Origin of the sequence: Nocardioides jiangxiensis, assembly GCF_030580915.1 — a bacterium.
Taxonomy (GTDB): Bacteria; Actinomycetota; Actinomycetes; order Propionibacteriales; family Nocardioidaceae; genus Nocardioides; species Nocardioides jiangxiensis.
This window is the reverse complement of record NZ_JAUQTA010000002.1, coordinates 123,543-148,388: the sequence shown is the minus strand read 5'-3', so window position 1 is coordinate 148,388 and position 24,846 is coordinate 123,543. Positions and strand designations below refer to the sequence as shown.

20 protein-coding genes are annotated in these 24,846 nt (G+C 72.2%); 3 read left to right on the top strand and 17 right to left on the bottom strand.

Going from position 1 to position 24,846, the window contains the following annotated elements; all coding sequences use genetic code 11:
* Positions 1–60: 60 nt before the first annotated feature.
* The 10 genes from Q5722_RS12040 to Q5722_RS11995 form a co-directional block, all read right to left on the bottom strand.
* The gene (locus Q5722_RS12040; RefSeq protein ID WP_305028510.1) at positions 61–1,203 is read right to left on the bottom strand and encodes a hypothetical protein; all 1,143 of its coding nucleotides are present in this window, start codon (positions 1,201–1,203) and stop codon (positions 61–63) included.
* Between the two features lie 88 nt (positions 1,204–1,291).
* A complete protein-coding gene (locus tag Q5722_RS12035; protein WP_305028509.1) occupies positions 1,292–2,299 on the bottom strand; it encodes a uroporphyrinogen decarboxylase/cobalamine-independent methonine synthase family protein in 1,008 nt (335 codons plus the stop codon).
* A complete protein-coding gene (gene mnmA / locus Q5722_RS12030) occupies positions 2,296–3,447 on the bottom strand; it encodes a tRNA 2-thiouridine(34) synthase MnmA (RefSeq protein WP_305028508.1) in 1,152 nt (383 codons plus the stop codon). Before mnmA ends, Q5722_RS12035 begins: the two co-directional genes overlap by 4 nt.
* A gap of 7 nt (positions 3,448–3,454) precedes the next feature.
* Positions 3,455–4,603: a cysteine desulfurase family protein gene (locus tag Q5722_RS12025; protein ID WP_305028507.1), complete on the bottom strand. Its 1,149-nt coding sequence runs from the start codon at positions 4,601–4,603 to the stop codon at positions 3,455–3,457.
* Between the two features lie 19 nt (positions 4,604–4,622).
* A complete protein-coding gene (gene proB / locus Q5722_RS12020) occupies positions 4,623–5,738 on the bottom strand; it encodes a glutamate 5-kinase (protein WP_305028506.1) in 1,116 nt (371 codons plus the stop codon).
* A complete protein-coding gene (gene obgE, locus Q5722_RS12015; protein WP_305028505.1) occupies positions 5,735–7,285 on the bottom strand; it encodes a GTPase ObgE in 1,551 nt (516 codons plus the stop codon). Before obgE ends, proB begins: the two co-directional genes overlap by 4 nt.
* A 111-nt stretch (positions 7,286–7,396) precedes the next feature.
* Positions 7,397–7,651: a 50S ribosomal protein L27 gene (rpmA, locus tag Q5722_RS12010; protein WP_107700322.1), complete on the bottom strand. Its 255-nt coding sequence runs from the start codon at positions 7,649–7,651 to the stop codon at positions 7,397–7,399.
* 46 nt (positions 7,652–7,697) lie between these two features.
* The gene (gene rplU / locus Q5722_RS12005) at positions 7,698–8,000 is read right to left on the bottom strand and encodes a 50S ribosomal protein L21 (protein WP_305028504.1); all 303 of its coding nucleotides are present in this window, start codon (positions 7,998–8,000) and stop codon (positions 7,698–7,700) included.
* A gap of 183 nt (positions 8,001–8,183) precedes the next feature.
* A complete protein-coding gene (locus Q5722_RS12000; RefSeq protein ID WP_369415030.1) occupies positions 8,184–11,570 on the bottom strand; it encodes an Rne/Rng family ribonuclease in 3,387 nt (1,128 codons plus the stop codon).
* A 338-nt stretch (positions 11,571–11,908) separates the two neighbouring features.
* Positions 11,909–12,604, bottom strand: coding sequence for a TIGR03936 family radical SAM-associated protein (locus Q5722_RS11995; RefSeq protein WP_305028503.1), 696 nt, complete (start codon positions 12,602–12,604; stop codon positions 11,909–11,911).
* 100 nt (positions 12,605–12,704) lie between these two features.
* On the opposite strand from Q5722_RS11995, the gene Q5722_RS11990 reads away from it, so the two are divergent.
* Entirely contained in the window at positions 12,705–13,238 is a 534-nt protein-coding gene (locus Q5722_RS11990; RefSeq protein ID WP_305028502.1) for a hypothetical protein, read from the top strand.
* Entirely contained in the window at positions 13,235–14,071 is an 837-nt protein-coding gene (locus Q5722_RS11985; protein WP_305028501.1) for a DUF4190 domain-containing protein, read from the top strand. Before Q5722_RS11990 ends, Q5722_RS11985 begins: the two co-directional genes overlap by 4 nt.
* A 27-nt stretch (positions 14,072–14,098) precedes the next feature.
* Here the strand turns inward: Q5722_RS11985 and Q5722_RS11980 are convergent, their stop codons facing one another.
* Together Q5722_RS11980 and Q5722_RS11975 are read right to left on the bottom strand one after the other, a co-directional pair.
* Positions 14,099–14,668, bottom strand: coding sequence for a TIGR03086 family metal-binding protein (locus tag Q5722_RS11980; protein ID WP_305028500.1), 570 nt, complete (start codon positions 14,666–14,668; stop codon positions 14,099–14,101).
* A gap of 66 nt (positions 14,669–14,734) precedes the next feature.
* Entirely contained in the window at positions 14,735–16,720 is a 1,986-nt protein-coding gene (locus Q5722_RS11975; RefSeq protein ID WP_305028499.1) for a TIGR03960 family B12-binding radical SAM protein, read from the bottom strand.
* Positions 16,721–16,802: 82 nt separating this feature from the next.
* On the opposite strand from Q5722_RS11975, the gene Q5722_RS11970 reads away from it, so the two are divergent.
* Positions 16,803–18,845, top strand: coding sequence for an acyltransferase family protein (locus tag Q5722_RS11970; RefSeq protein WP_305028498.1), 2,043 nt, complete (start codon positions 16,803–16,805; stop codon positions 18,843–18,845).
* Between the two features lie 193 nt (positions 18,846–19,038).
* On the opposite strand, the gene rodA is transcribed toward Q5722_RS11970, so the two are convergent.
* The 5 genes from rodA to Q5722_RS11945 are packed head-to-tail and all read right to left on the bottom strand — an operon-like array spanning position 19,039 to position 24,824.
* Positions 19,039–20,214, bottom strand: a complete 1,176-nt coding sequence (rodA, locus tag Q5722_RS11965; RefSeq protein WP_305028497.1) for a rod shape-determining protein RodA — start codon at positions 20,212–20,214, stop codon at positions 19,039–19,041.
* Positions 20,211–22,334, bottom strand: a complete 2,124-nt coding sequence (gene mrdA / locus Q5722_RS11960) for a penicillin-binding protein 2 (RefSeq protein ID WP_305028496.1) — start codon at positions 22,332–22,334, stop codon at positions 20,211–20,213. Before mrdA ends, rodA begins: the two co-directional genes overlap by 4 nt.
* Positions 22,331–22,855 (bottom strand): rod shape-determining protein MreD, encoded by a 525-nt coding sequence (gene mreD, locus Q5722_RS11955; protein ID WP_305028495.1) that lies wholly within the window; start codon positions 22,853–22,855, stop codon positions 22,331–22,333. The genes mrdA and mreD overlap by 4 nt, the downstream gene beginning before the upstream one ends.
* On the bottom strand, positions 22,852–23,796 hold the full coding sequence (gene mreC, locus Q5722_RS11950; protein ID WP_305028494.1) for a rod shape-determining protein MreC: 945 nt from the start codon (positions 23,794–23,796) through the stop codon (positions 22,852–22,854). The genes mreD and mreC overlap by 4 nt, the downstream gene beginning before the upstream one ends.
* Positions 23,796–24,824: a rod shape-determining protein gene (locus Q5722_RS11945; RefSeq protein WP_305028493.1), complete on the bottom strand. Its 1,029-nt coding sequence runs from the start codon at positions 24,822–24,824 to the stop codon at positions 23,796–23,798. Before Q5722_RS11945 ends, mreC begins: the two co-directional genes overlap by 1 nt.
* Positions 24,825–24,846: the final 22 nt, after the last annotated feature.

The following is a 24,846-nucleotide window of genomic DNA, read 5'->3' as shown; positions in this document are numbered from 1 at the left end:
TACGCCGTCGCACGCGGCCACTCCCCGATCGGGGGTGGCCGCGTGCCGCATTTCGGGCGGTCAGTCGTGGAACCAGGTCAGCTCGTCACCCGCGCGGATCATCGCCCGCGTCGTCTTCCAGGCGAGGGCCGGGTCATCCGGGAGGTAGTGGAGCGCCGCGAGGAGCGCAGCCCGGGCCGGGTCGGTGGCCGGGACGTCCTCGAGCGCCCGCCGGTCCAGCCGCCGCAACCGCGGCCCCTCGACCCAGATGTGCACGTTGCGCTTCTCGTCCGACCGGAAGACGCCGGCGAGGTCGGAACGCCAGGCGAGGACGTCGTCGCTCTGCGGCACCTTCGTGCAGTGCAGCGCCGGCTGGCACGCGGAGGACGACGGGTCGGGCTCGGGAAGCATGGTCACGTGGATCCGCGTGCGGTCACGCAGGGTCAGCGCGATGCCCCAGGTCCCGTCCGGCAGCGGGCCGCCGGGCTCGCGGAAGACCGACTCCCGCCCGGAGACGATGGCGTCCTGCAGACCACTGACCTCGCGCAGGTCCTTCTCCACCGTGGCGGCCAGGGCACGCGGCGTCATGACCGGCGCTGCCTCCCACTCCCTCTGCTCGCGCTCCGCGGCCTTGTTCGCGGGCAGCGATGCGCGGAGCTTCACGCCGGCTTCGACAGCCGCCGTGGTGGTGTGGAACGAGAACGCCGGGTCGGTGACGATCTCCTCCAGCTCCTTCAGGTCGACGGGCAGGCGGCTCGTCCGCGGGTCGCCCTCCATGCCGCCCTCGTAGGCGACCGACCGGAGCTCCCCACCGCGGACCAGAGAGACCGTGAAGGCCGGAGGCGCGTCCTCACTGCCTTCCTGCCAGCTCAGCTCTGCATCACCCAGCGGGACGCAGCCGAGCCGGGCGCACGACGGGCCGTCCTTCGGGACCGGCTGCACCTGCACGTCGAGCGTCCAGTCCGGATCGGGCTTCCAGCGCAGGAGTCCCCCGAGCGAGGGGTCCTTGGTGCCCATGTCGTCGATCGGCGCACCAGCCTCGCGGAGCTGGATCTCGTCGGGTTCGGGGGTCAGGTGGCTCAACGCCACCGCGACGAGCGCTTCCGAGGTCGCCGCCGCGGACGTACCGGAGTGCAGGTCGGTGCCGCCGCAGGAGGTGAGGATCCCGGCAGCCACCAGGGCCGCGGTGACGGCGGAGGCCAGGCGACGTGGAGAGGTCAGCATGGGCAGACCGTACGGCGCCGGGCAGCGCCTCGCCCACAGACCGCCGACAGTCCGCAAACACACCGCCGACACACCGCCGACTCCGGCGTCAGCGCAGGTGCTTCGACGCCGACGCCACGAGCTCGAGCGCCCGGCGCGCCCACGCGGGCGAGGCACCGGCGAGGCCACACCCGGGCGTGAGCACCAGCCCCGGCACGGGCTCGAGCCCCAGCATGTCCAGGAAGCGCAGCGCCTTATCCGCCACCGCCTTGTCGGTAAGCGACGTGGCCGGGTCGAGCGTCGGGACCACTCCCAGCAGCACCCGCTCCCCCGCTTCGAGGGCGGCCGCCACGCCGTCGTAGGCCGACGCGCGCAGGGCGGCCAGGTCGACCGCGACGCCGCGCGCCCCCGCGCCGCGGATCAGGTCCACCGGCACCTCGCCCGCGCAGCAGTGCACCACAGGTGTCGCTCCGGCGCCCGTGACGGCTGACAGCACGGTCTCCAGGGCGCCCGACGCCTCGGGCGGGTGGATCGCCCGGTGCTTGCCGAAGCCCGACGCCGTCGGGACCTGTGCGGCGAGCACGGCCGGCAGCGCCGGCTCGTCGACCTGGACGACGATCTCGGTCGCCCCCGGCACCCGGCGGCGCATGTCCGCGACGTGGTCGGCCACGCCCAGGGCGAGGGCCTCGGCCAGCTCGCGTCGCGCGCCGTGGTCGGCGAGGACCTTGTCGCCGCGCGGCTTCTCGACGGTCGCCGCCAGCGTCCACGGACCGCACACCTGGACCTTCACGGGACCGGCGAGGCCCTGCGCGTGCTCCTCGAAGACGTCGAGGTCACGGCCCAGGAGCGAGCGCGCCCGGCGGTGGTCGATGCCCGAGCCAGACCCGGTCAGCCGCCAGCCGGCCGGCTGCAGGTCGACGCCGAGCTCGGTCACCAGGGCCAGCGCGCGGCCGGTCATCGAGGCACCGGCGCCGCGCCCCGGCAGCTCCGGCAGGTGCGCGAAGTCAGGCAGCTCGCCGAGCACGACCCGCACCGCCTCGGCGTACTCCCGGGCGTTGTCGTCCTCGGATGCCAGCACGTCACCGCCGGGCATCGAGCCGATGCCGGTGGCGGTCATGCGCCCTCCCCCACAGCCGTACGCCGCGTGGCCGCGATCGTCGCGGAGCCCACGACCCGGGTGCCGTCGTAGATCACCGCCGCCTGGCCGGGGGCGATGCCGGACGCGGGCTCGAGGAGCTCGATCTCCACGAGGTCGTCCGCCTGAGCCCTAGCCATAGGTAGGGCTGGGGCGGACGACCCCACGGTGACCCGGGCGCGGTGCTCGGCGCCGTGTGCCCGGAGCTGGACGGTGACCTCGGGGCCGTCGAGCGCGGTCGGCACGGCACCACACCAGCGGGGCGCGATGCAGGTGAGCCCGTCGACGCGCAGGTCCTCGCGCGGGCCGACGGTGACCGTGCCCGAGACCGGCTCGATGTCGAGCACGAAGCGGGGCCTGCCGTCGGGGGCGGGCACGCCGAGACGGAGCCCCTTGCGCTGTCCGATCGTGAAGTGGTGGGTGCCCGCGTGCTCACCCAGCACGGCGCCGGAGGTGTCGACGATGGATCCCGCGGAGGGGGCGTCGGCTCCCAGCTTCTCGGTGAGCCAGCCGCCGGTGTCCCCGTCGGCGATGAAGCAGATGTCGTGGGAGTCGGGCTTGTCCGCGACCAGCAGGCCGCGGCGCGCCGCTTCCTCACGAATGCGAGGTTTCGTGGTGTCGCCCAGCGGGAACAACGAATGCGCGAGCTGTTCCTGGGTCAGCACGCCGAGCACGTAGGACTGGTCCTTGGCTCCGTCGGCTGCCCGGTGCAGCTCGACCACATTTCCGGGTCCGGTGCGCAGCGTCGCGTAGTGGCCCGTGACGACGGCGTCGAAGCCTAGCGCGAGGCCGCGCTCCAGCACCGCGGCGAACTTGATCTTCTCGTTGCAGCGCAGGCACGGGTTGGGCGTGCGGCCGGCGGCGTACTCCGCCTTGAAGTCCTCCACGACGCCCTCGTGGAACTCCTCGCTCATGTCCCAGACGTAGAACGGGATGCCCAGGACGTCGGCAGCGCGGCGCGCGTCGTTGCTGTCCTCGATGGTGCAGCAGCCGCGTGCACCGGAGCGGTAGGACCTCGGGTTGCGCGAGAGCGCGAGGTGGATGCCGGTGACGTCGTGCCCGGCCTCGACGGCGCGCGCCGCGGCCACGGCGGAGTCGACGCCGCCCGACATGGCTGCCAAGACCCTCATCGCGCCCTCACCGTCGTACGCCGGCGGCGCGGGCGCGCTCGACGGCCGGGCCGATCGCGGCGACCAGGGCGGCGACGTCGGAGCCGGTCGAGGTGTGGCCGAGGCTGAACCGGAGCGAGCCGCGCGCCTCCTCCGGGCTGCAGCCCATGGCCAGCAGGACGTGCGAGGGCTGCGGGACGCCGGCGTTGCAGGCCGAGCCGGTCGAGCACTCGACCCCCTGGGCGTCGAGCAGCATCAGCAGCGAGTCGCCCTCGCAGCCGGGGAAGCCGATGTTGGCGTGGCCCGGAAGCTGCTGGGTGGGGTCGCCGTGCACGCGTGCATCGGGGACGGCACCGAGGACACCCGCGACGAGCTCGTCGCGGAGGGCGGCGAGCCGGGCCCGGGCGTCGGCCTGCTCCTTGACGGCGAGCTCGACGGCGGCGGCGAAGCCGGCGATGGCGGGTACGTCGATGGTCCCGCTGCGCAGGTCGCGCTCCTGCCCGCCTCCGTGCTGGAGCGGAGTCAGCTCCAGGTCACGCCGCACCAGCAGGGCGCCCACGCCGTAGGGCCCACCGATCTTGTGGCCGGTGAGCGTCAGCGCGTCGAGGCCGCTCGCAGCGAAGTCCACCGGCACAGCGCCGACCGCCTGGACCGCGTCACTGTGCACCGGCACGCCGAGGGCCGACGCCCGCGTGACGACCTCGTCGAGCGGCTGCAGCACACCGGTCTCGTTGTTCGCCCACATCACGGAGAGGAAGGCGATGTCGTCTGGCTCGCGGAGCGCGGCGTCCAGGGCGGCCAGGTCCAGGCGGCAGCCCGCATCGACGGGCAGCAGCGTCACCTCGGCCCCCTCGTGCTCGCGCAGCCACTCCAGCGGGTCGAGGACCGCGTGGTGCTCGATCGCGGTCGACACCACCCGGCGGCGCGCACGCGACCACCACAGGCCCTTGAGGGCCAGGTTGTCTGCCTCGGTGCCGCCGGAGGTGAAGACCACCTCGGTCGGCCGGGCGCCGAGCACCTGGGCGATCCGCTCCCGCGACTCCTCGACGATCCGGCGCGCGGCGCGGCCCGAGGCGTGCAGCGACGAGGCGTTGCCGGCCTTCCCGAACTGCGCAGCCATGGCCTCGATCGCCTCCGGGCGCATCGGGGTGGTCGCAGCGTGGTCGAGGTAGGTCATGGCAGAGCCAAGGTTACGGTCAGAGCAGGACGAGGTCGTCGCGGTGGACGACGACGCGGTCGTAGCCCTCGCCGAACTCCTGCAGCAGCACGGCCGACGACTTCCCGAGGAGGCCCGGCACCTCGGACGCGTCGAAGTTGACCAGCCCGCGCGCCACGGAGGCGCCGGCGGGGTCGACGAGGTCGACCGGGTCCCCGGCCTCGAACGCCCCCTCGCAGCCGGTCAGGCCGGCTGCCAGCAGCGAGGCACCGCGCGACACGACCGCGCGAGCGGCACCGGCGTCGAGCAGGAGGCGTCCCTTGGGCTCGGTGGCGTGGGCCAGCCAGAGCAGCCGCGTCGGACGCCGCTTGCCGGTGGCGTGGAAGAGGGTGCCGACCGCGTCGCCGGTCAGCGCGGCCGAGGCGTTGTCGGCCGAGGTCAGGACGACGGGGATGCCCGCCCCGGTCGCGATGCGGGCCGCCTCGACCTTGGTGACCATGCCGCCCGTGCCCACGCCCGCTGCGCCCACCGAGCCGATCTGCACCCCGGCCAGGTCGGCCTCGCCACGGACCTCGTGCAGCATCCGGGTGCCCGGCTGCGACGGGTGGCCGTCGTACAGGCCGTCGACGTCGGAGAGCAGCACGAGCAGGTCGGCGTGGACCATCTGCGCGACGAGGGCGGCCAGGCGGTCGTTGTCGCCGAACCGGATCTCGTGCGTCGCGACGGTGTCGTTCTCGTTGACCACGGGGAGCACCCCGAGCTGCAACAGCTCCGCGAGGGTCTGGTGCGCGTTGCGGTAGTGCGCGCGGCGCGTGACGTCGTCGACCGTGAGCAGCACCTGGCCCGCGATGAGGCCGTGGCGCGCGAGCTCCTCGGTGTAGCGGTGGACCAGCAGCCCCTGACCCACGGAGGCAGCCGCCTGCTGGGCCGCGAGGCCGCGAGGGCGCTTCTTCAGGCCGAGGGGCGCCAGGCCCGCGGCGATGGCACCGCTCGAGACGAGCACCACCTCGGTGCCGCGGGCGCGCACGCCCGCCAGGACGTCGACCAGGCGACGTACGCGCTCGGGGTCGATGCCGCCGGCGGCGGTGGTCAGCGAGGAGGAGCCGACCTTGACGACGATGCGCGCCGCCGAGGTCACCTCGGTCCGGGTGCTCACGTCAGGGAGTCCGGGTCCGACTCGGCCCAGTCCGGGTCCTCGGCGGAGCCGATCTCGTACGACAGCGGACCGGACGTGCCACCGCGGGTCGCGTCGAGGCGACGGGCGACGTCGGCACGCGTCTCGTGCTCGCCCTTCTCCTCCATGGCCTCCTGGATGTCGCGACGACGCTGCGCCGCGGGGCGGTCCTCGCGCAGGCGCTGGTCCTCGCCGCGGCGGCCGAGCATCTCGCCGGCACCGGCGTCGAGCTCCGGCTTGAAGTCGAAGACGACCGAGTTCTCCTCGGCGCCGATGATGACGGCATCGCCCTCGACCGCACCCACCTCGAGCAGGCGCTTCTCGACACCGAGCCGGTTGAGGCGGTCCGCGAGGAAGCCGACGGCCTCCTCGTTGTTGAAGTCGGTCTGGCGGATCCAGCGCTCCGGCTTCTCGCCCCGCACGCGCCAGCCCTCGTCGGTGCGGGTGACGGTGAAGTCGTCGGCACCGTCGGCGCTGCGCGGACGGATCACGATGCGGGTGGGCTCGACCTCGGGCTTCTCGGTGCGGGAGGCCTGGACGATCCTCGCCATCGCGAAGATCAGCTCCTTCATGCCCTCACCGGAGGCGGCGGACACCTCGAAGACCTCCAGGCCACGCTCGCGGAGCTCGTCGACCACGAACGACGCGATGTCGCGCCCGTCGGGCACGTCGATCTTGTTGAGGGCCACCAGGCGCGGACGGTCCTCGAGACCGCCGTAGCGGTGGAGCTCGCCCTCCATCACGTCGAGGTCGTCGACCGGGTTGCGACCGGGCTCGATGTTGGCCGTGTCGATCACGTGGACCAGCGCGGCACAGCGCTCGATGTGGCGCAGGAAGTCGTGGCCCAGGCCGCGACCCTCGGCCGCACCCTCGATCAGGCCCGGCACGTCGGCGACCGTGAAGGTGGTGTCGCCCGCACGGACCACGCCGAGGTTGGGGACCAGGGTGGTGAACGGGTAGTCGGCGATCTTGGGCCGGGCCCGGCTGATGCTCGCGATGAGCGAGGACTTGCCGGCCGACGGGAAGCCGACCAGACCGATGTCGGCGACGACCTTCAGCTCGAGCACGATCTCCAGCTCGTCGCCGGGCTCGCCGAGCAGGGCGAAGCCGGGGGCCTTGCGCTTGGCACTGGCCAGCGCGGCGTTGCCGAGACCGCCCTTGCCGCCCTGGGCGACCACCATCTCGGTGCCGGCGCCGAGCAGGTCGCCGAGGACGGTGCCGTCACGGAGGCTGACGATCGTGCCGTCCGGGACGGGGAGGATCAGGTCCTGGCCGTGGGCGCCGTTGCGGTGGTCACCGGCACCGCCGCCGCCGTTGGAGGCCTTGCGCTTGGGGCTGTGGTGGTAGTCGATCAGCGTCGTCACGTCGGGGTCGACGCGCAGGATGACGGAGCCACCCGGGCCGCCGTTGCCGCCGTCGGGGCCGCCGAGGGGCTTGAACTTCTCCCGGTGCACCGAGGCGACGCCGTGGCCGCCACGTCCGGCGGCGACGTGCAGCGTCACCTTGTCGACGAACGTGGGCACAGCCATGGGTTACTCCGCTTCTGGGGGTGCGCCGGACGGCGCAGGTTAGAAAATACCGAAGGGCGCCCCAGCGAGTGGGACGCCCTTCGATGAAGACTCAGATGAGTGACGTCAGAGTCACTCGCCCGGGACGATGTTGACGACGCGACGGCCGCGCTTCGTACCGAACTCGACCGCACCGGCGGCGAGGGCGAAGAGGGTGTCGTCGCCACCACGGCCGACGTTGGAGCCGGGGTGGAAGTGCGTGCCACGCTGGCGGACGATGATCTCGCCGGCGTTGACCAGCTGGCCACCGAAGCGCTTCACGCCGAGGCGCTGGGCGTTCGAGTCACGACCGTTCTTGGTGCTCGCGGCACCCTTCTTGTGAGCCATTGTTCAGTCCTCTGGGATCTGTTCGAAGTTCTCGTCCGCGACGCCGTCAGGCGTTGATCGCGGTGACCTTGACCTGGGTGTACTTCTGGCGGTGACCCTGGCGCTTCTTGTAGCCGGTCTTGTTCTTGTACTTCTGGATGATGATCTTCGGGCCCTTGAAGCCGCCGAGGACCTCAGCGGAGACGGAGGCCTTGTCGAGACCGGTGGAGGTCACGGCCTCACCGTCGACGAGGAGAACGACGGGGATCTCGACGGACTCGCCGGCCTTGGCCGAAACGAGGTCGATCTCGATGACGTCGCCCACGGCAACCTTCTGCTGCTTGGCGCCAGCCTTGACGATCGCGTACACCGCGGTCTCCTAACGAATCATTGCTTGAAAACTGGAGGCTTCCCTGGGGCTCTCCGGCACCGGGGCCGCACAGGGAATGACGGGTGCGCTTCTCAACGCACCGAGGGTCAAGAGTACGGGAGCAGCGGCAGAGGCGCAAAACGAGGTGTCCCTCGCCTGCGGCCCCTGCCGCCACAGCTCCGGTTACCGCTTGCGGGAGTTCTTCTTGACGGGCACGTGGAGCTCGGCCGAGGCCGTCTCCCCCGCCTGCTCGCCTGCGTCCGTCGCGACGCCCGCACCAGCAGCACGCGTCGCAGCCTTCCGGGTCCGGGTGATCACCCGCGGCGGCTCCGGAGCAGCGGCCGGCTCGACCGCGACGGGCGGAGCGACCACGATCTGCACCGGCTCGGGGGCGGCCCCGGCCGTGGACCCGGCAGCCCGGCGTACGGCACGGCGCTGGCGGGTCACGACCGTCGTCGTCGCGGCCGGAGCAGCCGGAACCTCGACCTGGTCGCCTTTGGCCTCCTCCGTGGCGGGGGGCGCGACGGTCCCGGTGACCTCGGCAGCGACCTCCACCTCGGGCTCGGCGACGACCGGCTCCTCGTCGAGCGCGGCATCGGCGTCGTCGGCCGCGGCGACCTCCTCCGAGGCAGCGGCCTCCTCGGCCTCAGCCAGGGCGGCAGCCTCAGCCGCGGCCTTGCGCTCGGCGGCACGCGCCTCACGCTGGGCCTGGCGCTCGGCGTCACGGGCGGCCTTGCGCTCGGCAGCCTCGGCGGCCTTGCGCTCGGCCTCGGCCGCGGCGGCAGCCTCCTCCTCGGCCTTCTGCTGGGCGCGGAGCTCACGGAGGTCGGGCTCGCCGGGCAGGAACTCGGGAACGACGGCCGCCTCGCGGGGAGCAGCCGTGTCCTGGGCATCGGGCTGCGCGGCGTCCTGCGTGGGCTCGTCGACGGCGGGCGTCGCGACGACTGCATCCACGGCCGCCTCCGCGACCGCGTCAGCCGCCTGGGCGTCCGCGTCCTCCGGGGCGTGGGCGATCGCGGCGACGTCGGCCGGCGACGGCGCCTTGGCGCCCTGCTCCTGCTGAGCGCCGTTGCCACCGCGGCCACGGTTGCGGCGGTTGCCCCCGCGCTGGTTGCCGCCGTCGTCGGACTTCTTCGGCTCGATCGGCATCGCGTGGGTGATGTGGCCGCTGCCGTGGCAGTGCTCGCAGGTCTCGGAGAAGGCCTCGAGCAGGCCGGTGCCGATCCGCTTGCGCGTCATCTGCACGAGACCGAGCGAGGTGACCTCGGCGACCTGGTGGCGCGTGCGGTCGCGGCCGAGGCACTCGACGAGGCGACGCAGGACCAGGTCGCGGTTGGACTCGAGCACCATGTCGATGAAGTCGACGACGATGATGCCGCCGATGTCGCGCAGCCGGAGCTGGCGCACGACCTCCTCGGCCGCCTCGAGGTTGTTCTTGGTGACCGTCTCCTCGAGGTTGCCGCCGGAGCCGGTGAACTTGCCGGTGTTGACGTCGACGACCGTCATCGCCTCGGTGCGGTCGATGATCAGCGAGCCGCCCGACGGCAGCCAGACCTTGCGGTCCAGGCCCTTGGCGATCTGCTCCTGGACGCGGTACGTCGCGAAGACGTCGTCGCCGGCGTACTGCTCGAGGCGGTCCTCGAGGTCGGGGGCGACGTGCGCGACGTACTGCTGGACGGTGTTCCAGGCGTCGTCGCCCTGGATGACGAGCTTGGAGAAGTCCTCGGTGAAGAGGTCGCGGACCACCTTGAGGGTGAGGTCCGGCTCGCCGTAGAGCAGGCGCGGGGCGTTGCCCTTCGCGTCGCCCTGCGTGTGCTTCTCGATCTCCTCCCAGCGGGCCTTGAGGCGCTCGACGTCACGGGTCAGCTCGTCCTCGGCGGCGCCCTCCGCGGCCGTGCGCACGATGACGCCCGCAGTGTCCGGGACGATCTCCTTCAGCAGCGCCTTGAGGCGGGCACGCTCGGTGTCGGGCAGCTTGCGCGAGATGCCGCTTGTGGTGCCGTCGGGCACGTAGACCAGGAAGCGGCCGGCGAGCGAGACCTGCGAGGTGAGGCGGGCGCCCTTGTGACCGATCGGGTCCTTGGTGACCTGGACCAGGACGGTCTGGCCGGAGCTGAGGACGTTCTCGATCTTGCGCGGCTGGCCCTCCTTGTGGCCCAGGGCGGACCAGTTGACCTCGCCGGCGTACAGGACGGCGTTGCGGCCCTTGCCGATGTCGATGAACGCGGCCTCCATCGAGGGCAGGACGTTCTGCACCCGGCCGAGGTAGACGTTGCCGATGAGGCTGGTCTGCGACTCACGGGCGACGTAGTGCTCGACGAGGACCTTGTCCTCGAGCACGGCGATCTGGGTCAGGTCCTCGCGCTGGCGGATGACCATGACCCGCTCGACGGCCTCGCGGCGCGCCAGGAACTCGGCCTCGGAGACGATGGGGGCGCGGCGGCGGCCTGCCTCGCGACCCTCACGACGGCGCTGCTTCTTGGCCTCGAGGCGGGTGGAGCCCGAGACAGCGGTGATCTGGTCCTCGGCGGAGCGTCCCTGGCGGACCCGGGTGACGGTGTTCTCCGGGTCGTCGCCCTCGCCGGAGGCCGACTCGCCGGCACGCACGCGACGACGACGACGGCGGGTGCTCGTGCCGTCGCCACCCTCGCTGTCGCCCTCGGAGTCGTTGTCGGTCCCGGCCTCCGCGGGGGCGTCCTCGCCGGACTCGGTGGTCTCCGCGCCCTCGCTGTCCGCAGCGGCCTCGCCGTTGCCCTCGCCGTTGGCGTCGCCCGGCTTGCGGCGACGGCGGCCGCCACGGCGGCGACGACGACGGTTGGGGTTGCGGGGCTGGCCCTCGTCGTCGGACTCGGCGTCCTCGGCCTCGTCGCCGTCCTCGGCGTCGGTCTCCTCGGCGTCGGCCTCCTGGGCGTCGACCTGCTCCTGCGCCTCGCCGGCCGGGACGTCGGCCTGCTCCTGCGCCTCGCCGGCCGGGACGTCGGCAGCGGCGTCCTCCGCAGGGACCTCGACGGCGCCGGCGACCTGGTCGGCCGCCTCGGCCGGCGTCTCGGGCCCGGTCTCGGCGACGGGCTCGGGGGCCTTCTTCGCAGCGGGCTTGCGCGTGCGGGTGCGCTTCGGGGTCTCCGGCGCCTGGAAGAGCACCGTGGTGGCGCCGGCGTCGGTCGCTGCGGCTTCGGTGGCTGCCGGCGCCTCGGCCGCCTCGGCGGCATCGGTGATCGGGGAGGCGTCCAGCGGGAGCGCCTCGTCGACGGGCTTCGCCGCAGGCTTCCTGGCCGGCGCCTTCTTGGCCGGCGCCTTCTTGGCGGCGGCCTTCTTGGCGGCGGCCTTCTTGGCCGGCGCCTTCTTCGCCGCAGCCTTCTCGACCGGGGCGTCGCCCTCGGCGGCGACCGGCTCGGCGGTCGCCTCCGCGGCAGCGGCCTTCTTCGCCGGCGCCTTCTTCGCGGCCGCCTTCTTCGCCGGCGCCTTCTTCGCGGCCGCCTTCTTGGCCGGCGCCTTCTTCGCGGGCGCGGGCGCCTCGGCGGCCTCCACGCTCTCTGCTGCGGTGTTCTGCTCGGTGGTGGTCTCGCTCATCGGAGCTCCTCGCCGGCGGACCCCTGGATCCGTCCGACGTACGTCGTGTTCGGCACCCCCGACCGGTCACCCGGACGTGGTGCGAAAGCCTTCTTCTGGCGGCGAGTCCCCCGCTCGGGGCGCGTCAGTCGTGCGTGTCTGCCACCTGCCGCGGTCGCTGTGCCCCGCGCTGCTGTCACCAGTCGAGGGGCCGCGTCGCGGCGTGGTGACGACCTTCACCACTGTGCCGGCCGGGCCGGCGAGAACGTCGTCGGACCTCGATCCCGCCCGCGGGTGCGGAAGAGACGTCGGTCACTGGGGAGTATCGCACACCGCCTCGCGGAGCCCGATTCTTCGCCTCAGGCCAGCGGGTCGCCGATCGTGGCGTCGCCCTCCAGGGGCCCCTGGGCCAGACGCGTGTAGAGCGGCGCGCCCGCGCCGTCGACGAGCCCGACGCCGGTGACCACGTCGTCCGGGCGGACGCTCGGCACGCCGTGGCGCAGCACGACGTCGAGGCGGCTGCCCCGCTCCCCCGCCTCCACGGAGAGGGCGAGGACCGCCGCGCGGCAGTCGAAGGAGCGCAGCCCCTTCTTCGTCATGCGCTCGACGAGAACCTCGTCGGCAGCGAGGAACGTCGCCACCGCGGCCTGGGCCTCGGCGACGGGCACGGCCAGGTCGATCAGCCAGCGGCTCGCCTCCAGCCGGTCGGCGAGGGACCCGCCCGGCGAAGCGACGACGGTCAGGACGTCGAGGCCGTCGGGCAGTGCCTCGGCGAGCAGCGCCTGCACACCGGCCGGGTCGACGACCTCACGCAGCGCGATCTCGACGTACTCAGCCTCGCTGGCGGAGCCCGTCGGCGCGGCGCCGGCGTAGGAGATCCGCGGGTGCGGGTTGAAGCCCGAGGAGTAGGCCATCGGGATCCGGGCGCGGAAGACGGCGCGCTCGAAGGCACGACTGAAGTCGCGGTGGCTGGTGAAGCGGAGGCGGCCACGCTTGGCATACCGGATCCGCAGTCGCTGGACCGGAGGGGCCTGCTGCTCGGGCTGTTCACGCACGGGAGGAGGATATCGAGGATCCGGCCGTTGCCCGTCCGCGCCCGGTCACGCGGCGATACGCTGCCGTCCGACGATCCGTCGCTATCCGTGGAAGGTGCCTGTGGCCGAGCAACCGACCTGGCGTGGCCACCGGGCGCCGGTCGAGGACGCAGAGCCGGCCCACACCGCGCCACCAGCCCGGCGCGTGCGCTGGACCCTGCTGGCAGGGCTCGCGGCCGCGGCTGCCGTCATCGGCAGCTGCGCGGTGCTCACGAGCAGGCTCGTCCACCACGACCCCGCCACCCTCCCGGACATCACCGTCGGCACCTGCCTGTCCAGCACCGACCTCGCCCGGGGAAGGACCAGCCTCCAGCACCTCGACGCGCTCAGCTGCAGCCGTCTGCACGACGCCGAGGTGTTCGCCCTCCGCACGATCAGCCCCGGGGAGGACCTCGACGCGGTCGCGTCACGGTGCCTCGAGGCGGCGGAGGACCTGGGCGTCGACGCCTCGGCCCTGGCCGCGCGCCACCTCGAGGTCCGTCCCCTCGCCCTCACCGACAAGGACCCCACCCCCGGGGTCCCCGTCGCCTGCTTCGTCCGCCAGCAGAACGGGGCCCCGTTGCGGGGTGCCGTCTTCACAGGGAGTGACCGATGAACCTTCCGTCGTACCCGGGCCAGCCTCAGCCCGAGCAGCCCGAGCAGCCCGGCCAGCCTCCCGCGCCGCCCGCGCCCCCGACGCCCCCGGCGCCGCCCATGCCGCCGGCGCCGCCCGTCCCGCCGGTCCCGCCCGGCGCAGGCGCCGTGCCACCTCCGCCCGCTCCCCCGGGGTTTCCGCCCGCTCCCCCGGGAGGCGGCTACCCGCCGCCGGCGTACCAGGCCTACGGCGGACCGAACGACGGCAGCGCGTCGTACAGCGGCGTCGCGATCGCCGCATTCGTGTGCGCGCTGACCTGCTGCCTCGGCATCTTCGCCATCCCGCTCGGCATCATCGGCATCGTCAAGACCGGACCCGGCAAGGCCAGGGGACGCTGGATGGCGGTCACGGGCCTCGTGCTCGGCGTCATCGGCACGCTCCTCGCCGCCGTCGTCGGCATCGTGATCTTCGCGGTCGGCCAGCGCGTCGTCACGCCGGACAACGCCGAGGCCGGCCAGTGCGTCGCGGTCACCAGCAAGGGCAGCAACGTGACGATGATCGACACCGGCTGCTCGGTGGAGCACAACGCCCAGATCTTCGCCGTCCTCACCCCGACCGCCGCCGACGTCGCCGCGCACCGCACGTCGATCGGGCTCTGCCTGACCCGCGTCGCGGGCGCCTTCCCCGGGGTCGAGGGCCGCGTCGTCAAGGGGCACCCGCGCCTGGACATCTCCGGCGAGGAGGTCGAGGTGTCCGCCGCGAGCGAGCAGCGGGCGATCAGGGCCGGAAGCCCGGTGGCCTGCTGGATCGAGGCCGTCGACGGAACGCTCGACTCCGACCCCGTCGCACACTGACACCCGCCGGGCTGGGCGTGGCCGCGCTCAGCCCGGCGACCAGTCCGCGGTCCGGCCGAAGGCGGCCAGCAGCTCTGCCTGCGGATCCCCTGCCGAGGTCGCCCGCGGGCCGATCGCGTTGCCGGCCCGGTACATGTCCTCACGGTCGCGAAACCAGGCGGCGACGGCGTCCACCAGCTCGGGGTCCAGGCGCCGGTCCTGACCCGACGCCGCGGCGAGGTCCCACCCGTGCACGAGGTGATCGGCCGCGAGCTGCATCAGGTACTCGCTGGCGGCCTCCTCGCCATAGGAGAGCTGGACCCGCTGGCCGTCGGCCACGCCCTCGCCGGCCTCGGCCGCTGCGCCTGCGGCGCGCCGGCCCGCGGCCTTCGGGTCCGCGCCCAGCAGGTCACCGTCGAAGCGGTCCCCGACCTCAGCGATCGTCCTGCCGGCGAGCAGCGGCGGCAGCCACAGCTCCTCTCCCACGACGTGGTTGACGAGCGCACGCACGTCCCACTCCGCGCAGGGCGTGGGCGCCGCCCACGCGTCGTCGGGTACGCCGTCGAGCAGCTGTTGCCAGCGGTCGACGGTCGCCCGGTGCAGTGTCCTGGCGTCCACCCGACCATCGTGCACCCGCGGGCCACCCCGGCGGCCACCCCAGAGGTGCGGCCGGCCCTCAGCAGGTCAGTGGACGACCTGGGTGACCATGCCCGGCTGGCCCGCGCCCACCACGGAGAGCGGCAACAGGGTCTGGCCGGTGGGGCCGATCTGGATCTCGGTGCCCATCTCGGGGCACACGCCGCAGTCGTAGCACGGCGTCCAGCGGCAGTCCTCGACCTCGATGTCCTCGCCGTTGGCGGCAGCGAGCGCGTCCTCCCAGTCGGCCCACATCCAGTCCTTGTCGAGACCGGAGTCGAGGTGGTCCCACGGCAGGATCTCGTCGTACTCGCGGGTGCGGGTGGTGTACCAGTCGAGGTCGACGCCGGTGCCCTCGAGCGCGGTGGCCGCGGAGGCGACCCAGCGGTCGTAGGAGAAGTGCTCGGACCAGCCGTCGAACCGGCCACCGTCGCGCCACACGGTCTCGATGATCCTGCCGACGCGGCGGTCGCCCCGGGAGAGCAGCCCCTCAACCTGGCCGGGCTTGCCGTCGTGGTAGCGGAAGCCGATGGCACGGCCGAAGCGACGGTCGGCGCGCACCGCGTCGCGCAGCTTGCGCAGGCGCTCGTCCGTGGTCTCGACGTCGAGCTGCGGCGCCCACTGGAACGGCGTGTGCGGCTTGGGCACGAAGCCACCGATGGAGACGGTGCAGCGGATGTCGTTGTGGCCGGTGACCTCGCGACCCTTCTGGATCACCTTCTTGGCCAGCTCGGCGATCTGCATGACGTCCTCGTCGGTCTCCTCGGGGAGGCCGCACATGAAGTAGAGCTTCACCTGGCGCCAGCCGTGCGAGTACGCCGCTGCGACGGTGCGGATCAGGTCCTCCTCGGTGACCATCTTGTTGATCACCTTGCGCATGCGCTCCGAGCCACCCTCGGGGGCGAAGGTCAGGCCGGAACGCCGACCGTTGCGCGAGAACTCGTTGGCCAGCGAGATGTTGAACGCGTCCACACGCGTCGACGGCAGCGAGAGGGAGACGTTGGAGTCCTCGTAGCGGTCGGCCAGGCCCTTGGCCACCTCGGCGATCTCGGTGTGGTCGGCAGAGGACAGCGACAGCAGGCCGACCTCGTCGAAGCCGGACTGGCGGATGCCGTTCTCGACCATGGCGCCGATGGTGGTGATCGAGCGCTCGCGGACCGGGCGCGTGATCATGCCGGCCTGGCAGAAGCGGCAGCCGCGCGTGCAGCCACGGAAGATCTCGACGGAGAAGCGCTCGTGGACCGTCTCGGCCAGCGGCACGAGGGGCTTGGCCGGGTAGGGCCACTGGTCGAGGTCCATCAGCGTGTGCTTCGTGACCCGCTCCGGAACGCCTGGACGGTTGGGCGCCACGGAGGCGATCGCGCCGGCCTCGTCGTACGTCACGTCGTAGAACTTCGGGACGTAGATGCCGCCCGTGGCGGCGAAGCGCATGAGGAGCTCGTCGCGGCCGCCCGGCGAGCCGGCGTCCTTCCACTCCTTGATGATCTCGGAGATCTTGAGCACGACCTCCTCGCCGTCACCGAGCACGGCGGCGTCGATGAAGTCGGCGATCGGCTCCGGGTTGAACGCCGCGTGGCCGCCCGCGAGGACGATCGGGTCCTCGTCGGTGCGGTCGGCGCTGTGGATCGGGATGCCACCGAGGTCCAGCGCGTTGAGCATGTTGGTGTAGCCGAGCTCCGTGGAGAAGCTCAGGCCCATGATGTCGAAGTCGCGGATCGGGCGGTGCGCGTCGACCGTGAACTGCGGGATGTCGTGCTCACGCATGACCTTCTCGAGGTCCGGCCAGACCGAGTAGGTGCGCTCGGCGACGATCCAGTCGCGCTCGTTGAGCACTTCGTAGAGGATCGCCACACCCTGGTTGGGCAGGCCGACCTCGTAGGCGTCGGGGTACATCAGCGCCCAGTGGACCGTCGCGCCCTCGGGCGCGCAGTCCCACTCCTTGACGGTGGAGTTCAGCTCGCCGCCGACGTACTGGATCGGCTTCTGGACACCAGAAAGCAGGGGCTCGAGCCGGGGGAAGACAGACGCAGACACGCCCACAAGACTACGGCGCCACCACACGCTCGGCGAAACAGACGAATCGTTCTCCGGGGGGACCCTCGACTAACCTCCCCCCATGGCCTGGCAGCACCGTCCCGCACTCGACGGGCTGCGGACCGTGGCGGTCTACCTCGTCCTGTGCTTCCACGCGAAGCTGGTCTGGGCCGATGGCGGGTTCATCGGGGTCGACCTCTTCTTCGTGCTGTCCGGCTTCCTGGTCGCCTCGATCCTCCTCGAGGAGCGCTACACGACCGGCACCATCAGGCTGGCTGCCTTCTTCGGGCGGCGCATCCGGCGCCTGCTGCCGGCAGCGCTGGTCGTGGTCGTCGCCACGGCCGCCGTCTTCCTGCTCGTCGCACCGGTCGTACGCCGGCTCGCGTGGGTCGGCGACGCCCAGGCCTCGCTGCTCTACGTCGCGAACTGGCGCTTCCTGCAGAGCACGGGCGACTACTTCGGCGCCGACGTGAACACCTCGCCGTACCTGCACTTCTGGTCGCTCTCGGTCGAGGAGCAGTTCTACGTCGGGTTCCCGTTCGTGCTGCTCGGGCTCGTCGCGCTGAAGAAGCGGTGGCGTCCCGCCCTCGTGACCGGCGTCGGCCTCCTCTTCCTCGCCTCGGTCGGCGCGCAGCTCTGGTGGGCCCAGGCCAACCCGGACCACGCCTACTACGGCACGGACTCGCGCATCTACCAGCCCCTCGCCGGCGTGCTCGCGGCGATCGCCTGGCGCCACCTCGCCGGCCGTCGCCGCGCACTGCGCCACGCGGGCTGGCCCATGCTGGCCGGCCTCCTCCTCGTCTCGACGAGCCTCGTCGACGTCTCCGTGAGCGTGCGGGGCCTGCTCGCGACCCTCTTCGGCGTCGGCCTCGTCCTCTCGGTGATGACCCGCACCAGCCCCTCGCTGGACCGCTTCCTGTCACTGCGGCCGATCTCCTACCTGGGCCGGATCTCCTACGGCACCTACCTGTGGCACTGGCCCGTCCTGCTCCTCGTTCTCGCGGGCGTCGACGTGGACCCGTGGGTGGTCGCGCTGCTGACCGCTGCGGTCGCGACCGGCCTGGCCGCGCTCTCCTACGAGCTGCTCGAGCACCCCGTGCGCCGCTCCGCGCTGCTCGGCCGGTTCAGCGCGCCGACTGTCCTCGTCGGCCTCACCTGCTCCGTGCTCACGGCGTACGCCGTGCTCCCGGGCGTGCTGAAGTCGGACACCCGGCCCGCGCTGGCGTCCGCCCCGGCCGCGGCCGCGCCGGCCCTGACCGGCACCGCCGTCGGCAAGACGACCAACGGCCGCGTCGGCGAGATCGCCAAGCCCGGCGACCCGGTCCCGCACATCGACTGGGAGGCGATCAGCAGCAGCCGCGGCTTCGACACGTCGTACTGCACGCTCATCGACACCACGAGCTGCATCGCCCACACGGGCACGAGCGGCCTGAAGGTGATGCTGGTCGGCGACAGCCACGCGCGGGTGATGGCTCCCCTCATGCTGAAGCTCGCGAAGGAGAAGAACTTCACCCTCGCCTACAGCATGGTCGCCGCCTGCCCGTGGCAGGAGGGCGTCATCTCGCGCTACGCCGCGCCCGACGAGCAGTCCGGCTGCACCGCCGCCCGCTCGGCGCTCTACGGCGGCCTCCTGCAGAAGATGGACATCGACCTGGTCGTGCTCACCGAGATGCCGCGCTCGGCGGACTCCTGGGAGCACGGCCTGATCTCGACCACCGGCAGCACCGCAGGCGTCGACCAGCTCAACCTCGACACCATCACCTCGTCGCTGCAGACGATCAAGCGCGACGGCGCCAAGGCCCTCGCGATCGACTCCTGGATCGTCCGCTACGACGGCGTGAATCCCCTCGAGTGCCTCTCGGGTGCGAGGACGGTCGGCGACTGCGCCGTCACCGCTCCCCCGCCGCCGCTCACCGATGACTTCGTGCACACCCTCGACGTCCGCTCGCCCTCGGTCTTCACGACGAACATCAACGACATCGTCTGCCCGACCTACCCGGTCTGCCAGGCCGTGCTCGACGGCATCCCCGTGTGGCGCGACGACAAGCACTACTCGACCGAGGTCCTCCTCGACCACTACGACGAGATCCGCGACCGCCTCGTCAGCACCGGCCTCTTCGGCTGACCAGGCCACGGGCCGACGTACCGGCCGCAACCCACGCTGAGGGGGCCCGGCCGGAGGAAGACGGAACCCCGCCGGCGGGCTGGGTCTGGCGGGAGCGAGCGCGGAACGAGCGAGTGGATGGATCCCGGCGGGGTCTCCCGCAGGCCGGGCGCAGGCCCGACGCAGGACGGGCGGAGGCCCCCAGGCCGACAGCTCAGCGCGTCGTGAACACCCGCGCCGGCGAGAAACGCGTCGGCAGCGCCGGCGCCCCGCGCAGGTGGATGTTCTGCAGCAGCCCGACCGCGAGCATGCCGGCGAACATCGACGAGCCGCCGTACGACACGAACGGCAGCGGGACGCCCGTGACGGGCATGATCCCCATGCACATGCCGATGTTCTGGAACGCCTGGAAGGCGAACCAGCAGGCGATGCCTGCCGCGGCGGCACGGCCGAAGATGTCGCGGGACTCGCGCGAGATGACCAGCGCGCGCCAGACGATCAGGCAGATCAGGCCGATCAGGATGCCGGCGCCGATGAGGCCGAGCTCCTCGCCGGCGACCGTGAAGATGAAGTCGGTCTGCTGCTCCGGCACGAAGCCCGAGCGGGTCTGCGAGCCGTGGAAGAGACCCTGGCCGAACCAGCCGCCGTTGCCGACCGCCGTGCGCGCCTGCTCGACGTTGTAGCCCGCGCCGCGCGGGTCGAGGTCGGGGTTGAGGAAGGCGAGGAACCGGTCGATCTGGTACTGCTTCAGGACGTGCAGCCGGATCGCGACGGTGGCACCGAGCAGGCCGCCGGCGAAGAGGCCGAGCAGCCACTTCGGAGGGGCGCCGGCGACCGAGAGGACCCCGAAGACGGTCGCCGCGAGCACGAGCGTGGTGCCCATGTCGGGCTGGAGCAGGATCAGGCCGGCCGGCAGGCCGGCGATCACCAGCATGCCGATCACCTCACCCGTGCCGACCTGGCGGCGCGAGCGGCCCTCGAAGCGCTCGGCGACGAAGAGCGACATGCCGATGATCACCGCGAGCTTGGCGAACTCCGAGGGCTGGATGGACATGCCGCCGAGCTGGACCCACGACTTCGAGCCGTTGATCGTCGAGCCCATCACCAGCACGAGGACGAGTCCCACCAGCGACCCGACGTACACGAAGGGGGCCAGGATCCGCACCCAGCGGTGGTCGGTGGCGAGCACCATCACCATGAGGACCAGGCCGATGGCGACGTTGACCAGCGTCTTGCGGAGGAACGCCGTCGGGTCGCCGCCGGTGAGCGAGTCGCGCTCGCTCGTCGCCGACCACACCAGCAGCGCGCCGAGGAAGGTCAGGACCAGGACCGACCCCATGAGGATCCAGTCGAGGCCGTGCCGGCCGAGGCCGGGACGCTGCGTGCTCATTCGTTCTCCTTGCGGGCCGGCGGCAGGATCGCGCCGTCGGGAGAGAAGACCGGGAGGGCGTCGGTCTCGGTGACGCCGGGGATCGCGGGCCTGGACGACTTCGCGTCCTCACCGAAGCCGTAGAGTGTGTCCCAGATCTTGCGGACGACGACGCTGTTGGCGCCCGCACCCGTGCCGGCCTGGCTGATCATCGACACCACGACGTAGTCCTTGGTGTACGAACCGACCCAACCGGTGGTCTGCTTGCCGTAGACCTCCGCGGTGCCGGTCTTGCCGTGCATCGTCACCTTGTCCTGGGGCCAGCCGGCGAAGGTGCCGGCCAGGGTGCCGGCCAGGGTCACGTTGTTCATGGCATCGCGGACATAGGCCAGGACGCTCCTCGGGATCCGCACCTTCGCCTGGGCGACGGGCTCGATCCGCTTCACCAGCTTGCCGTCGGCGTCGACGATCGCCTTGCCGACGGTCGGGCGGTAGAGGGTGCCGCCGTTGGCCAGGGCGGCGTACGCCCGGGCGAGCTGCAGCGGGGTGACGATCGTGTCGCCCTGGCCGATGGCGAAGTTGGCGGCGTCACCGGCGCGGTAGAGGTAGCCCTCGGCACAGAACTCCTTCGCGAAGAGCTTCACGAAGGCCGATGCGTCGCCGGGGTGCTTGGCCAGCCCGCAGTAGTACTTCTTCATCGAGTCGTAGTAGGCGCGCTTCCAGTGACGGTCGGCGATGCGGCCGGACGCCTCGCCGGGGATGTCGATGCCGGTGGCCTTGCCGAACCCGAACTTCTTGGCCTCCGCGACGAGCGGGTCCCTGGCGTTCTCGTTGGCCGGGTCGGAGCCGTACTTCTGCCAGAAGTGGAGGCCGACGCGGTAGAAGAAGGTGTTGCAGGAGACGGTGATGGCGGTCTTGAAGTCGATCATGCCGAACGACTCGGACTCGTAGTTGCCGAAGGCGCGGTTGCCGATCTGCACGGACGGGGAGCAGTTGAGCCGGGTGTCCGGCCCCATGCCGTTCAGCATCGCGCCGACCGTCATGATCGGCTTCCAGGTGGAGCCCGGCGCGAACTGGCCCTGCATCGCACGCGCCAGGAGCGGGGTGCCGGCCTTCTCCGAGTACAGGTGGCTCAGCTGCTTCTGCGTGATGCCACCGACCCAGATGCCCGGGTCGTACGTCGGCTCGCTGGCCATGGCGATGACCCGCCCGGTGTGCGCGTCGAGCACGACGACGGCGCCGGAGTCCGCGCGGTAGTGGACGCCGTTGCGGTCGGTGCGGGCGCGAGCGGCGAGGATCGCCTTGTGCAGCTCCGACTCGGCGACGCCCTGCACCTTCGCGTCGATCGAGGTGACGAGGGTGTCGCCGGGCACGGCGTCGTCGCGCCCGGACTCCCCCAGCACGCGGCCCTTCGAGTCGACGGCGACGTGCTGGTAGCCGGGCATGCCGCGGAGGTAGGCGTCGTACTCCTTCTCCACGCCGGCGCGGCCGACCTGGGAGGCACCGTTGACGGAGAGGTCGCTCTTCTTCTCTGCGGCGGTGAGCTCGTCCTCGGTGACCGGGCTGAGGTAGCCGAGCACGTGGGCCGCCTCGACCCCGTACGGACGCGGGTAGGCGCGGACGGACTGCTCCTGGACCACCACCCCGGGGTAGTCCTCGGCCTGCTCGCGGATGAGCTGGGCGGTCTGCTGGTCGACGTCGTCGTCGACGGGGACGGGCTGGAAGGGCGAGCCGTTCCAGCACGTGCCGGCCACGGAGCCCTCGGTACCGCAGTTGAGCAGCCGGGCCCGGACGTCCTTGACCTTGTGGTGGAGCGCCTTGGCGACCCGCTCGAGGAGCAGGTCCTGCTCGTCGGTGGAGAGCTGGCCGAGCGTCGTCCGGTCGATGGAGACCACCCACGAGCTGCGGTTGGCGACCAGCGGACGCCCCTGGGCGTCCACGATCAGGCCGCGGTCCGGCTGCACGACGACCTCCCGCACGGACTGCGAGGCGGCCTTGGCACGGTAGTCGTCGCCGGAGGCGACCTGGAGGTACCAGAGCCGCACCAGCAGGGTCGAGAAGAGCGCGAGGACCAGTGCCTGGAGCACGACCAGCCGCATGCGGCTGCGCTCGGCCGCGGCGGAGGTGGGACGCGAGTTCATGCCAGCGAGACCCGGGCCGGCTCGGTGCGGCGGAAGAGGACCATCAGCGCCGGGACGAGCAGCGGCGTGAGCAGGACGTCCCAGACCAGGGCCACCAGGATCACCTGGAGCATGTCCGGCACGGAGACGACCGGGTCACGCAGGAGCAGCCCGGTGAGCGCGAAGAGCGAGGTGCCGAGGAACGACGCCGCCGCCGCGGCCGCCACGACCATCACCGGCTCGGGACGACCGCCCTGCCCCGGTACGCGCAGGCGACCGACGAGGTAGCCGACCACGACGAGCGCGAGCGCCCACCGCCCTGCATAGTGGTCCGCCGGCGGGGCGAGGTCGAGGAGGAGGCCGCCGGTGAAGCCGAGGACCGCGGCGAACTGAGGGCCACGCGTGAGCCCCGCGGCGACCACGACCAGCAGCGCCAGGTCGGGGACGACGCCGTGCCAGGCCAGGTGCGGGAAGAAGGTCACCTGGAGCACGACGGCCACGAGGAGGACGAGAAGGGCGACGAAGCCGCGGATCAGGCTCATCGGCCGCTCTCCTTGTCCTGGCCCGCGGTCACGGTGCCCGCGCCGGGCTTCACGAGCCGACGGTCCGAGTGGGTGCCCGACGGCACCGCGACGCCGACGAGGTCGAGCGAGGTGAAGTCGACGAAGGGCTTGATCTCCACGCGTCGGGAGGTCTCCCGGGGGCTGGAGTACACGGCGGTGACCTTCCCGATCGGCACACCGGCGATGTACGGGGCGCCGTCCTCGCTGCCCCACGTCACGGCCGTGTCGCCCTCGTTGGCGATGAACGCGCCGTCGTTGAGCTTGAGGTCCAGCGTCGCGTCGCCCGACAGCTGGCCGCGGCCCTGGAGGAAGCCGACCTCCATGCTTCCGCCGAGCCGCCCGCCCACCACCGAGTGGCGGTCGAGCAGCAGGACGACGGTCGCGGTGGTGCGCGTGGCCGAGAGGACACGACCGACGAGGCCGTCGTTGTTGAGCACCGTGAGGTCGGCGTGGATGCCCGAGGAGGTGCCGGCGTCGATGGTCACCGTCTGCGAGAACGACTGGGCCGGCCCGTAGGCGATCACGTGGGCCGGCACGAGCACGTGGTCCAGCGTGGTCGCGGTGCCGGCCAGGCCGTCGTACTCCGCGAGGCGGTTGCGGTCGAGCGCCGTCGTGGCGACCTGCTGCTCGAGCTGCGCGTTGCGTGCCTCGAGCTCGGCGACACGGTCCTCGAGCCCGTTCCTGGTGTGGAACCAGCGCGGGATCGCCTCGAACGGAGCCACGATGCCGTTGGCGGTGTCCTCGGCGGGGCCGACCACCTCGCCGACGAGCCGGCGCGCCGGGTCGAGCGCCCCACCCACGTGGTCCAGCGTGATCAGGGTCGCGCAGGTCAGGACCAGGGCCACCAGGGTGGACCGGGACGACCGGTCCGCCGGCTCCAGGCGGTCGAGCCCGCGCCAGCGCTTCTCGCGTGCCGCCATCAGTACCGCCGCGGACCCGAGACGAGCACCTGCTGGAGGGCCTCGAACTCCTCGACGCACTTGCCCGCGCCGAGAGCGACGCTGGTCAGCGGGTCCTCCGCCACGTGGACCGGCATGCCGGTCTCGTGGCGGATCCGCTCGTCGAGGCCACGGAGCAGGGCGCCACCACCGGTGAGGACGATGCCACGGTCCATGATGTCGCCAGCGAGCTCGGGCGGCGTCTGGTCGAGGGTCGTGCGGACCGCGTCGACGATGCTGTGCAGCGGCTCCTCGAGCGCCTGGCGGAGCTCCGCGCTCGAGATGACGACCGTGCGCGGCAGCCCGGAGACCATGTCGCGCCCACGGATCTCGGCCTCGGGCTCCTTGCTCAGCGGGAACGCCGAGCCGAGCGTCATCTTCATCTCCTCGGCGGTGCGCTCCCCCAGCATCAGGGAGTGCTCCTTCTTCATCCAGGCGATGATCGCCTGGTCGAGGTCGTCACCGGCGGTGCGGACACTCAGCGAGGTCACGATGCCACCCAGGGAGATCACGGCGACCTCCGTCGTACCGCCGCCGACGTCGACGACCATGTTGCCGGTCGCCTCGTGGACGGGCAGGCCGGCGCCGATGGCCGCGGCCATCGGCTCCTCGACGATGTAGACCCGGCGGGCACCGGCCTGGTAGCCGGCCTCCTTGACGGCGCGCTGCTCGACGGCGGTGATGCCGGAGGGCACGCAGACGACGAGGCGGGGCTTGGCGAAGTAGCGGCGGCGGTGCACCTGCTGGATGAAGAAGCGCAGCATCTGCTCGGTCGCGTCGAAGTCGGCGATCACGCCGTCCTTCAGCGGGCGGATGGCGCTGATGTTGTCAGGCGTGCGCCCGACCATGCGCTTGGCCTCGTGACCGACGGCGATGACCTCGCCGGTCGAGTCGTTGAGCGCGACCACGGAGGGCTCGTCGAGCATGATGCCCTTGCCACGGACGTAGACCAGCGTGTTGGCCGTGCCGAGATCGACGGCCATGTCGCGTCCGATGAAGCTGTTCGCCATGGTTGCTGTGCCTCTGGTCGAG